The 11,865-nt window shown below is 68.5% G+C and carries 9 protein-coding genes; 7 read left to right on the forward strand and 2 right to left on the reverse strand.

Annotated features, from left to right (window positions below; translation table 11 throughout):
* Positions 1-29: 29 nt before the first annotated feature.
* The 5 genes from rimO (at position 30) to PX554_RS03815 (ending at position 6,339) form a co-directional block, all read left to right on the forward strand.
* Positions 30-1,361: a 30S ribosomal protein S12 methylthiotransferase RimO gene (rimO, locus tag PX554_RS03795; protein ID WP_275499118.1), complete on the forward strand. Its 1,332-nt coding sequence runs from the start codon at positions 30-32 to the stop codon at positions 1,359-1,361.
* Complete coding sequence (locus tag PX554_RS03800; RefSeq protein WP_093220387.1) at positions 1,358-2,008, forward strand: YiiX/YebB-like N1pC/P60 family cysteine hydrolase; 651 nt, start codon at positions 1,358-1,360, stop codon at positions 2,006-2,008. The genes rimO and PX554_RS03800 overlap by 4 nt, the downstream gene beginning before the upstream one ends.
* Entirely contained in the window at positions 2,005-3,393 is a 1,389-nt protein-coding gene (locus PX554_RS03805; protein WP_275499121.1) for a serine hydrolase domain-containing protein, read from the forward strand. The genes PX554_RS03800 and PX554_RS03805 overlap by 4 nt, the downstream gene beginning before the upstream one ends.
* A complete protein-coding gene (locus PX554_RS03810) occupies positions 3,390-4,781 on the forward strand; it encodes a leucyl aminopeptidase family protein (RefSeq protein ID WP_275499123.1) in 1,392 nt (463 codons plus the stop codon). The genes PX554_RS03805 and PX554_RS03810 overlap by 4 nt, the downstream gene beginning before the upstream one ends.
* 61 nt (positions 4,782-4,842) lie before the next feature.
* Positions 4,843-6,339 (forward strand): CYTH and CHAD domain-containing protein, encoded by a 1,497-nt coding sequence (locus PX554_RS03815; protein WP_275499125.1) that lies wholly within the window; start codon positions 4,843-4,845, stop codon positions 6,337-6,339.
* A 1,001-nt stretch (positions 6,340-7,340) separates the two neighbouring features.
* On the opposite strand, the gene PX554_RS03820 is transcribed toward PX554_RS03815, so the two are convergent.
* The gene (locus PX554_RS03820; protein WP_275499127.1) at positions 7,341-7,670 is read right to left on the reverse strand and encodes a hypothetical protein; all 330 of its coding nucleotides are present in this window, start codon (positions 7,668-7,670) and stop codon (positions 7,341-7,343) included.
* 196 nt (positions 7,671-7,866) lie between these two features.
* Here PX554_RS03820 and PX554_RS03825 point away from each other — a divergent pair, with 196 nt between their 5' ends.
* Positions 7,867-8,931 (forward strand): aromatic ring-hydroxylating oxygenase subunit alpha, encoded by a 1,065-nt coding sequence (locus PX554_RS03825; RefSeq protein ID WP_275499128.1) that lies wholly within the window; start codon positions 7,867-7,869, stop codon positions 8,929-8,931.
* Positions 8,932-9,022: 91 nt separating this feature from the next.
* On the opposite strand, the gene tpiA is transcribed toward PX554_RS03825, so the two are convergent.
* Positions 9,023-9,772, reverse strand: a complete 750-nt coding sequence (tpiA, locus tag PX554_RS03830) for a triose-phosphate isomerase (protein WP_093220409.1) — start codon at positions 9,770-9,772, stop codon at positions 9,023-9,025.
* 135 nt (positions 9,773-9,907) lie between these two features.
* Here tpiA and PX554_RS03835 point away from each other — a divergent pair, with 135 nt between their 5' ends.
* Complete coding sequence (locus PX554_RS03835; protein WP_275499131.1) at positions 9,908-11,863, forward strand: peptidylprolyl isomerase; 1,956 nt, start codon at positions 9,908-9,910, stop codon at positions 11,861-11,863.
* The last annotated feature ends 2 nt before the right edge of the window (positions 11,864-11,865 follow it).

The following is an 11,865-nucleotide window of genomic DNA, read 5'->3' on the forward strand; positions in this document are numbered from 1 at the left end:
GCGCCAATCGCCTACATGCGCCCTCTCTCATGGCAACGACTCTCCCCTCCCCGCCGCGCGTCGGCATGGTTTCGCTTGGCTGTCCCAAGAACCTCGTCGATAGCGAGCGCATCCTCACCAAGCTTCGCAGCGACGGCTATCAGATGTCCCCCGATTACGTGGGCGCGGATGTCGTGCTGGTCAACACCTGCGGCTTCCTCGATTCCGCCAAGGAGGAGTCGCTTGAAGCGATCGGCGAGGCGATCGCCGAGAACGGCCGCGTCATCGTCACCGGCTGCATGGGCAAGGAAGCCGAGACGATCCGCGCGCGCTTCCCCAACGTTCTCGCCGTCACCGGCGCGCATCAATATGAGGAAGTGGTCGGCGCGGTCCATGACGCTGCGCCGATGCCGCCGAGCGCGTTCCTCAATCTCGTGCCGGAGAGCGGGCTCAAGCTCACCCCGCGCCATTACAGCTATCTCAAGATCAGCGAGGGCTGCAACCACCGCTGTTCGTTCTGCATCATCCCGAGCCTGCGCGGCGATCTCGTCAGCCGCCGGCCCGATGCGATCCTGCGCGAAGCCGAGAAGCTGATCGCGGCGGGCACGCGCGAGCTGCTCGTCATCAGCCAGGATACCTCGGCCTATGGCGTCGACATCCGCCACCAGCCGCGCCCGTGGCATGGCGCGGAGGTGCGCGCGCACATGACCGATCTGTCGCGCGAACTCGGCAAGCTCGGCGCGTGGGTGCGGCTCCACTATGTCTATCCCTATCCGCACGTCGATCAGGTCATCCCGCTGATGGCCGAGGGGCTGGTCCTCCCCTATCTCGACATCCCGTTCCAGCATGCCAGTCGCAACGTGCTCAGGCTGATGAAGCGCCCCGCCAACGAGACCAAGGTGCTGGAGCGCATCAAGCACTGGCGGACGATCGCGCCCGATATCGCGATCCGCTCGACCTTCGTCGTCGGCTTCCCCGGCGAGACCGAGGATGACTTCGCCTATCTGATGGACTGGCTGGAGGAAGCCCGGCTCGACCGTGTCGGCGCGTTCCGCTTCGAACCCGTCGAAGGCGCCGCCGCCAACGCGCTGCCCGATCCTGTGCCGGAAGAGATCAAGGAAGAGCGCTACGCCCGGCTGATGGCGCTCACCGCGCGCATCTCGGCGGAGAAGCTCCAGGCCAAGATCGGCCGCACGCTCGACGTCATCATCGACGCGGTCGGCGAGGATGGCGCGACCGGCCGCTCCAAGGCCGACGCGCCCGAGATCGACGGCGAGGTCCACTTGCGCGACGCCGGCCACCTCGCCCCCGGTGACATCGTACGGGTCGCGATTGAGGATGCCGACGAGCATGATCTGTTCGGGGTGCCCGTAGCCGCGTGACGACTCCTGCCGAAGCGCTCGCAAGCTGGCAGCCGCAGCGTTATGCCGCGGTGCGCCGCGCCGTCCGCACCGGCGATCTCGCGATCTGCTCGGGCAACCAGATGTTCTCGCGCGCCATCCAATGGGCGACCAAGAGCCAGTGGAGCCACATCGCGATGATCGTCCGGCTCGAAGAGCTCGACCGGGTGATGGTGCTGGAGGCGGTGCAGAAGATCGGCGTGCGCTGCGTGCCGCTCAGCCGCTGGGTCACCGATTTCCAGCCGCGTCACAAGCCCTTCAACGGCAAGGTCGTGATCGCCCGCCACGATCAGGTCGCGCGCGCCACGCAGGATCAGATGCGGCGGATGAGCGGTTTCGCCACCGGCCAGCTCGGCTGTCCGTTCGACGCGGCCGAACTCGCCAAGATCGCGCTCCGCATCGGCCTCGCGCGCTTCGGCGTGCGGCTGCCGCACATGATCCAGCCCAACGACGAATATTTCTGCTCCGAATATCTCGACGAATGTTATCAGCGGCTCGGCGTGAAGATCCCGTGGGACGGGCGCGGCTTCATCGCGCCGTCCGATTTCGCGCGCGCGCCGCACGTGCAGGCGGTGATGCGGGTTTCGCGCTTCCCGTTCCGCACGGGTGCGATACAAGACGACGAATGAAAGCCCTGCTCGCCGCGCTGTTGCTCACCGCCGCTCCGGTTTCCGCGCAACACTTGTCGCCGGTCGAGACCGCCAGGATCGACACGATCGTCACCGAAAGCCTCGCGCGCACCGGCGTGCCCTCCGCGTCGATCGCGGTCGTGCGCGACGGCCGAATCGTTCTCGCCAAGGCCTATGGCAAGCAGTCCGAGACGATCCGCCAGCCCCGCGCCGACGCCAAATACCCGATCGCCTCGATCTCGAAGCAGTTCACCGCCGCCGCGGTGCTGCTGCTGCGCGATCAGGGCAAGCTCAGCCTCGACGACACGGTCTCGAAATACATCCCCGGCATCAGCGGCGGCGACGTCATCACGATCCGCCAGTTGCTCAGCCACACCTCCGGTCTGCAGGATTACTGGCCGCAGGATTACAGCTTCGCGGCGATGCGCAATCCGGTCACCCCGCAGGACATCGTCGATCGCTGGGCGAAGAAGCCGCTCGATTTCGCGCCCGGCACCCAATGGCAATATTCGAACACCGGCTATGTCGTCGCGGGCATGATCGTCGAGAAAGTCGCCGGCATGCCCCTGCTCGATTTCCTCAAGGCCCATGTCTTCACCCCGCTCGGCATCGCCCCGGTCGATCAGGATCTCGCCACCGGCCCCGGCTATCCGCAGGGCTATCAGCGCTTCGCGCTCGGCCCGGTCCGCCCCGAGCCGCCCGCCGCGCACGGCTGGCTGTTCGCGGCCGGAGAACTGGCGATGTCGGCAAGTGACCTCGCAAGATGGGACATCGCCCGGATCAACCGCACTGTGCTGCCCGCCGCCGACTGGACCGAGCAGGAGACCCCGGTCAAGCTCACCAACGGCACCACCAACGGCTACGGCCTCGGCGTCACCGCCGGCGAGCAGTTCGGCCACCGTTTCGTCGAGCATAGCGGCGAGGCGGTCGGATTCCTGTCGCAGAACACCGTCTTCCCCGATGACAAGGCGGCGGTGGTGGTGCTGGTCAACGGCGATTTCAGCGACGCGTTCAGCAGCATCGCCGCGCGGATCGCCGAAACCATCCTGCCGCCGTCGCCCACCCAGCGCGCCGAGGCCGCGAGCACCGACAAGGCGCGCCGCGTCTATGCGATGCTGCGATCGGGCACGCTTGACCGCACGCTGATGACCGCGGACTCCGACGGCTATTTCACCGCCACCGCACTCGCCGACTATAAGGCGACGCTCGGCCCACTCGGCGAACCCAGGGGCTTCGATCTCGTACGCGCGCCGCGACTGCGCGGCGGTTTCGTCAACCGCACCTATCGCGCGGTCTTCGCCGACCGCACACTCAACATCGTGACCTATGCCGAACCCGGCGAAACCGGGCGCTACGAACAATTTCTGGTGATGCCGAGCCAATGACCTACGATCCCACGCCCCTGCTCCAGCCCGATCGCGGCCAGGCCGCCCGCACGATCCACATCGTCACCAAGGACGCGTTCGAGACATGGCGCGCGGCGCAGCCGCCGCGTGTACGCGCTGCGCTCGACGCCGCGCGTGTCGAAGCCAAGCTGGGCGCGAGCGCGATCCTGCCCGGCGGCGAGGCCGAGCATTGGTCGGTGCTGCTATGCGTCGCCAAGACCCCGCTCGGCACGTGGGATCTCGCCAAACTCGCCGAAACCCTGCCCGATGGCAGCTACCGGCTCGACGGCGCGCAAGCGGGCGCGGCGCTGCTCGGCTGGGCGCTCGCCCAACACGCCTTCACCCGCTACAAACAGCCCGATCGCACCCCCGGCCGCGTGCTGCTCACCACCGAGCCGGCGCGCATCCCCGAAACGCTGGCGCTCGCCCGCGCCACCGCGCAGGTGCGCGATCTCGTCAACACCGCCGCCGCCGATCTCGGCCCGGCCGAGCTCGAGGCCGAAGCCGCCGCGCTCGCCGAGGCGCACGGCGCGCAGCTCACCGTCACCAAGGGCGCCGCGCTCGCCAGCGGCTATCCGATGATCCACGCGGTCGGCCAGGCCGCCGCGCACGGGCGCGAACCCCGGCTGATCGAGCTCGAATGGGGCAATCCCGCGCATCCGCGCCTCGCCGTGATCGGCAAGGGGGTGTGTTTCGATTCGGGCGGGCTCGACATCAAGCCCTCCGCCGGCATGCGGCTGATGAAGAAGGACATGGGCGGCGCCGCCCACGCGCTCGCGCTCGCCGGGCTCATCATGGGCGCGCATCTTCCCGTGCGGCTCCACCTGCTGATCCCGGCGGTGGAGAATGCGATCGCGGGCAACGCCTTCCGCCCCGGCGACGTGCTCGCGACCCGCAAGGGGCTGACCGTCGAGAACACCAACACCGATGCCGAGGGCCGGCTCATCCTCGGCGATGCGCTCACCCGCGCCGGCGAGACCAGCCCCGAACTGATCCTCGATTTCGCCACGCTGACCGGCGCCGCGCGCGTCGCGCTCGGCCCCGACCTCCCCGCCACTTTCGCCAACGACGATGCGCTCGCCGAGGCGCTGCTGGCGGCCGGCACGGCCAGCGAAGACCCGCTGTGGCGGATGCCGCTGTGGGACGGCTATGACGACATGCTCGCCTCGGACATCGCCAATCTGCTCAACGCCCCCGACGGCGGCTTCGCCGGCGCGGTGACGGCAGCGCTGTTCCTGCGCCGCTTCGTTCCCGAAGGCGCGCAATGGGCGCATCTCGACACCTTCGCCTGGCGCCCGAGCGCCAGGCCGGGCCGCCCCAAGGGCGGCGAGGCGCTCGGTTTGCGCGCCGTCTGGGCGATGCTCAAGGACCGCTACACCGCAGCGTGAGGGCGCGCGGGTTCGGGCCATTACGAATGGCCGCGACCGGGCCTGCCGATATCGTCACGCGATGGACTCGCCACGATCCCTTCCGGCCCAGCGTACGGACGCGCCGCGCGAGGTCGAGATCAAGCTAGATCTGGACGGCGCGGCGGCGGCGATGCTCGAGGCCACGCTGTCCGCCCGCGCCCGGCCGGAACGGCTCGAACAGCGCGCCGTCTATTTCGACACGCCCGACCACCGGCTGATCGCGGCCGGCTTCACGCTGCGTATCCGCGCGTGCGGCGGCCGTCTCGTCCAGACGGTGAAGACGCTGTCGCCCGGCGCGGGCCTGTTCGGTCGAGGTGAATGGGAACGGCCGGTGACGGCGCTCCGCCCGGTCGCGGATTCGCGCGTCACCGGGCTCCCCCTCGACGCCGAGAGGGTGGACGCGCTCGTCCCCGTCTTCGTGATCGAAACCGCGCGCACGCGGTGGCGCTTCGCATCGCCCGGATCGGCGACGCTGGTCACCGACCGCGCGCTGATCCAGGCGAGCGATCGGCAATGCATGTTCCACGAAGCCGAGGTCGAACTCGAACCCGGCGGCGGTGGCATCGGTGCGGCCTTCGCGCTGGTCCGCCAGCTCGACGCGGCGGCGCCGCTGCGCATCGCGGTGCTGAGCAAGGCCGAGCGCGGCTATCGCCTGCTCGGGCCGGTCGCGGCCGCGTACAAGGCCGAGCCGGTGGCGCTCGATCGCGGGATGACGGTCGCTCAGGCACTGCCGGTGCTAATCAACGCCTGCCTGCGCCACTATCGGCTCAACGAAGCGATCCTGCTCGACCGGCACGAGGGCGAAGCCGTCCATCAGGCGCGCGTCGCGCTGCGCCGGTTACGATCGGCGCTCGCGATCTTCCGCGCGCTGCTCGATGCACGCGCGCGGCACGTCGATGAAGCACTGGCGCGCCTCGCCCGGGAATTGGGGGCGGTCCGCGATCTCGACGTGGCGTTGCAGCGGGAAGACCTCGCGCCGTACCGCCCCGTCTTGAAACGGCGGCAGGCTGCGGCCTATGCCACCTTGGTGGCGACGCTCCGCGCGCCCGAGACGCGCGCGGTGTTCCTCTATGCCGTCGCCTGGCTCGCGGATATCGCGGCGCCCGGCCCGCAATCGCCGATCGACGATCGCCCCCTCGCCGCCTTCGCGCGCGAAGCGCTGAACCGCGCCCGCCGCCGCCTCGCACGCCGCGCCATACATTTCGAGCGCCTCAGCCCCGCCGCCCGCCACCGCACGCGGATGGCCGCCAAGCGGCTGCATTACGCCGACGATTTCTTCGCGCCGATCTTCACGGCGGCCAACCGCCCCCGCCGCATCGCCCGCTTCTCGCGCGCGCTCGGGAAGCTTCAGGACCGGCTCGGCGAACTCAACGATCTCGCCACCGCGCACGCGCTCATCCGCGATCTCGGCGTCATCGAGCGGGACGGCCGAAGCGACCGCAAACCGCTGAAACGCGCACACCGCACACTCCGCCACGTCCTGCACCTGCCGCCATATTGGCGCGACGGTCGGGATGGCGCCCGCGCCGGCGGGTGACGGAGCCGGCGGCGGGGAGGACCGGCAGCCACAAATCCGCCCGGCGCAGACGCGCGGCCCCATCTCGGCAAGCCGGGGGACGAGGGCCGATCAGGCGCATCGACGCTGCACGAGTTGCCGCCGGTGATGTTGTGGTCTGGTGGAATACTGACCTTGCGTGATACGGTCTGCCGATGATTTTGCGCCGGTCATCTGTGATCCTGCCTGCTACGCTCGCGTGGCTGTTAAGCGCGTCCCCGGCATGGACCCAGTCCAGTCCGGCCACCCCCACCGTGCTCGAAATTGAAACATTCGTGCGCAGCGATTGGCAGTACTTCAGCAATCGCATTCGAACCGAGGATGCACTTGCTGTAGAACCCAAGCGGCTGATCAGCGTTCCGCACACCCTTTGTGAGCCGGGATACGACGGACGCTTTTTCGAATGCGCTACTCTCGTGGTTTACGAGCTACCCAACGGGCGCTCTCGCAGCTCACTTGTTCGGCATGACGTGGAACGGGATGGGGAAGGTCTGTTGCACACTGCAATCGTAACCAGAGAGCGGCCGATCCCGTTGAAGTAGGGTTCCGGCTGGTCACCACCCGCCTTGATGCAAAACTTTTGATTTTTGCATCAAGAATGGCCGGGTGTGGTGGTTAGGCGGCAGTCCGCTTTGGGACGGGGGCGACTGTTAGCGGACGAACATTAATCCCACGACCAGCATAAAGAAGCCGCACGCGACCAGCGAAATCAAGCCGTATGCACAGACGCCAGTCCAGTAGCCGATAGGAGCGTCAGCTCTCCCGATGGTATACCCGACCCGTCGCACCTTCCCTGAGCGGAGGGCGTCAACCGTGAGATAGCCGAAGCCACACGCGAACGCGGTAACGAAGAGCGCCGCCAGCATCAGCATTGTCGAAGGCTCACAGTGCGCTCGAAGTTCAAGGTGCAGGTGTTTTAGTCGCTCAATGAACGTCTGCAATCGGGATTTTGAATGCCCGCTCCAAGTGACGGACTTTGGGCGCTAGCCGTCATGCCCGGGAAGTATGGCCCGCGCTTTCTTCAGAACGGCGTCCATGTCGGTGTCCGACTCTTTCAGGTTCCCTCGAGCGCGCTCGACATCTCCGTTCGCGAGCGCCGCCACCGCGTTGTTGGTGTTCATCACCGCGAATGAGAGCGAGCCGACCATCTCGACCAGATCCGCCATAGTGACACCCAGCCCGTCTTTCGCCGCGCCATTGCCCGTCTTCCCCAACCCGACCTCCTCAAGCACCGGGCGCCCCGTGATCATCATCCGGGCCACTAAGGGGTCGATCACATACGTCCGAAACGGTTTCAATACGTAGTCCGTCACTTTCCCGGCCGAGGCGGAGGCGCCTGGCGGAGGGCTGGGACGTGGCGCAGCGGCAGGTGGTTGCCATCACTGGGAAACGCATGAAATGCGCCGCCCCCGCCGCCCTAATTTTCGCAACGCGGCGTGAAAATCATTGCGTTTGATCGCGCGCCTCAACCCCGCCATCTCCCGCTCATCCGCTTTCGATGAGGCCCCCATGGCGACCGCCGCGATCTTCACTCCCGAGGGGCCGGCCCTGCCGCGCAACTGCACATTCGATCCCGCCGATTGGGCGATCCTCGCGCGGCATTGGTATCCGGTCGCGCTCGTCCGCGAGATCGGCGATGCCCCGCTCGGCACCAAATTGCTCGATCAGCCGCTGGTCATCTACCGCGCCGAGGGCGAGATCGTCGTCGCGCCCGATATCTGCCCGCATCGCGGCGTGCCGCTCAGCATGGGCGCCCAGACCGGCGGCGGGGTGGTCTGCGCCTATCACGGCCTGACGTTCGGCGCAGGCGGGCGCTGCGTGCATGTGCCCGCGCACCCCGCCAAGGGAATCCCCGACCGGATGCATCTCAAGACCTATCCGCATGTCGAGCGGTACGGGCTGATCTGGACCTGCCTCACCGCCGCGCCCGGCGCGCGGCCCGAGCCGGGCGACATCCTCGACGTGCCGCATTGGGACGAGCCGGGCTATCAGCAGATCGTCTGCCCGTGGATCGACATCCACGGCTTCGCCGGGCGGCAGATGGAGGGGTTCCTCGACGTCGCGCATTTCGCCTTCGTCCACACCGGCACCTTCGGCGATGCCAACAACGCAGAGGTGCCCGCGTACAAGCCGCGCACCACCGAACATGGTTTCGAGGCCGAATATTGGAGCACGGTCGGCAATTATCCGATCGGCGTGAGCGGGCGCGGCGTGCCCGATTTCCGCTGGCTGCGCCACTTCCGCTGCCACCTGCCCTTCTCGGCGTCGCTCGAAATCCACTTCCCTGGCGCCGACCGGCTGGTGGTGGTCAATCTCGCCTCGCCGGTTTCGGCCAAGGTCACGCGGCTGTTTGCGCCGATCGCGCGCAATTTCGATACCGATCTGCCGGTGCAGGCGGTGTATGATTTCAACCTGCGCGTGTTCCAGGAGGACAAGGCGATCGTCGAGGCGCAGATGCCCGAGGAGCTGCCGCTCGATCCGATGATGGAAGCGCACATCCCCGCCGACATGAGCTCGCTCGCCTATCGGCGGCTGCTCCGCGACATGGGGCTGAGCCGATTCTTCACGGCGTAGGCGAACGCCCGCCAACCGTTCGTGTCGAGCGAAGTCGAGACACCGGCGCGCGGAGGCGCCGCCTCGATTTCGCTCGGGGCGGACGGTGGCGCTATCCCAACCCGGCCGCCGCCGCGATGATCGGCACGAACGTCGCCGCGCTCAGGCTCGCGCCCCCCACCAGCGCGCCGTCGACATCGTCGGCCGCGAGCAGCGCCGCGGCATTGTCCCCGGTCACCGATCCGCCGTAAAGGATACGCATCGCCGATGCGTCGTCGCCGAGCAGTTCGGCCAGCGTCGCACGGATCGCGCCGTGGATCGCGGCCGCGTCCTCGGGCGTCGGGGTGCGCCCGCTCCCGATCGCCCAGATCGGTTCATAGGCGATCGACAGCCAGCCCGATGCCGCGCCGTGCGGCATCGATCCGCGCAATTGGCCGGTCACGACCGAGACGGCCGCCCCCGCGCCACGCTGTTCCGCCGTCTCGCCGATGCACAGGATGCCGTTCAGCCCATGCCGCAGCAGCGCCTCGGCCTTGCCCTTCACCTCGGCGTCGGTTTCCGCGTAGCCGCCGCGGCGCTCGCTGTGGCCGACGATCGCGAAGCTCGCCCCCGCCTCGCGCACCATTCCGGCGGAGATACAGCCGGTAAAGGCGCCGCTGTCCGCAGGATGGACATCCTCCGCGCCGATCGCGAAGCCCGGCGCGCGCGCCGCAGCCGGTGCGATCAGCGTCGCGGGCACGCCGACTGCCACGTCCACGCCCGGATAGCCCCTGGCCGCCGCCGCGATCGTCTCGATCTCGGCGAGCGCGGCGAGATCGCCGTTCATTTTCCAGTTGCCCGCAATCAGCTTGCGTCGTCTCATCCCCAGTCTCCCCCTTTTTAGGTGTTTGTTGCGCTGCGATACCGAGGTTCCGCCGTCACACAAGCTTGAAGCGCCCGCCCCCGCCGCCTAAAGCGGCGCGCTACTCCGCCTTCAACAGATCGGCACGCCCGCGTTATGCTCAGTTTCTTCCGCCGGATCATCAACTCGAAGGTCGGCGTCGTCGTCACCCTCGCCGGGCTGATCGTCATCGCCCTGATGTTCGGGCTGACCGACATCACCGGGCTGACCGGGGGCGGCGGCGCGACCGGATTGGGCGAATCGCTGGCGACCGTCGGCGGCACCAAGATCGGCGCGAACGACATCCGCAGCCGCGCGCAGCGCGAGCTGGAGGGGTATCGCCAGCAGAACCCGACGCTCGACATGGCGCAATTTGTCGCCGGCGGTGGAGTCGACGGCACGCTCAACCGCATGATCGACACGATCGCGCTCGAACGCTTCGGCCACAAGCAGGGCATGTTCGTCAGCGACCGGCTGGTCGACGGCCGCATCGCCAGCATCCCGTCGCTGCAAGGCCCCGACGGCAAGTTCAGCCAGGACGCCTATGACCGCGCGCTCAAACAGGCGCACCAGACCGATGCCGCGCTGCGCGCCGACATGAAACAGGGCATGATCGCCCAGTTGCTCGTCACCCCGCTCCAGGCCGACACGCCGCAGGTGCCGCGTGCGCTCGCGCTGACCTATGCCGGGCTGCTGCTCGAGAAGCGCCACGCGCAGATCGCCGCGATCCCCGCCGGCGCGCTCGCCACCGGCCCGGCCCCGACCGACGCCGAGCTCGCCGCCTATTACAAGACCAACGCCGCGCGCTACAGCGTGCCCGAACGCCGCACGATCCGCTACGCGACCGTGTCGGGCAAGGCGCTGACCACCCCCGTCACGGTCAGCGACGCCGAGATCGCGGCGGCCTATCAGGCGCAGATCGCCGGCTTCCGCGCGGTCCAGCGCCGCACCGTCGTGCGCGTGATCGTCGGCGACGCCGCCAGCGCCAATGCGCTCGCCGCCAAGATCAAGGCCGGCACACCGATCGACCAGGCCGCGCGCGCCGCCGGCCTCGAACCCGCGACGATGACCGCGCTGGAGAAGAGCGCGATCGCCGCGCAGACCTCGCCCGCGTTCGCCGATGCGGTGTTTGCCGCCGCCAAGGGCAGCGTCGTCGGCCCCGTCAAGGGCACGCTCGGCTATGTCGTCGGCCGCGTCGAGAGCATCGACGATCGCGGTGAAATCCCGCTCGCGCAGGCCAAGGCCCAGCTCACCGAGCAGCTCACCACGCAGAAGAAGAACGATCAGCTCCGCAAAATCCACGATGCGCTCGACGATGCGATCTCGAACCGCGCCACCTTCGACCAACTCGTCAGCCAGCAGAAGCTGACCCCGCAGGTCTCGCCGCCGGTGCTGGCGAGCGGGGTCGATCCCGCGCACCCCGACGCCAAGGTGCCCCCGGCCGCGAAGGCGATCGTCGATGCGGGCTTCGCCAGCCAGCCCGGCGACACGCCGCAGCTCGTGCCGGTCGATGCCGACAGCTTCGCGATCGTCGCGACCGCCAAGGTGTTCCCGTCCGCCCCGCCGCCGCTCGCGGAAATTCGCGATGCGGTCGCACGCGATTTCACCATGGAACGCGCCGCCAAGGCCGCGCGCGCCGTCGCCAAGAAGGTGATGGACGCCGCCAACACGGGCACGCCGCTCGCGCAGGCGGTCGCCGCCGCCGGGGTCAAGCTGCCCCCGGTCCAGCCGCTCGACAAGACCCGCGCCGAGATCACCGCCAACCCCGCCGGCGTGCCAGCACCGCTCGCGATGCTGTTCAGCATGGCGCCGCACACCGCCAAGATCGTCGCCGTGCCCAACAACGCCGGCTGGTTCGTGCTGTGGCTCGACCGGATCGACAAGGGTGACGCGCGGGGCCGCCCCGATATCGTCGCGGCGACCCAGGCCGATATCGGCAAGGCGACCGGCGGCGAATATATCCAGCAGTTCGTCAAGGCGGTGCGTGGCACGGTCGGCGTCAAGACCGACGCGATCGCGCTCGCCAAGCTCAAGGCGGCGCTGACCGGACAGGAGACGACCGATCAGCCCTGATC

It is taken from the genome of Sphingomonas pollutisoli, from assembly GCF_029167165.1.
Taxonomy (GTDB): domain Bacteria; phylum Pseudomonadota; class Alphaproteobacteria; order Sphingomonadales; family Sphingomonadaceae; genus Sphingomonas; species Sphingomonas pollutisoli.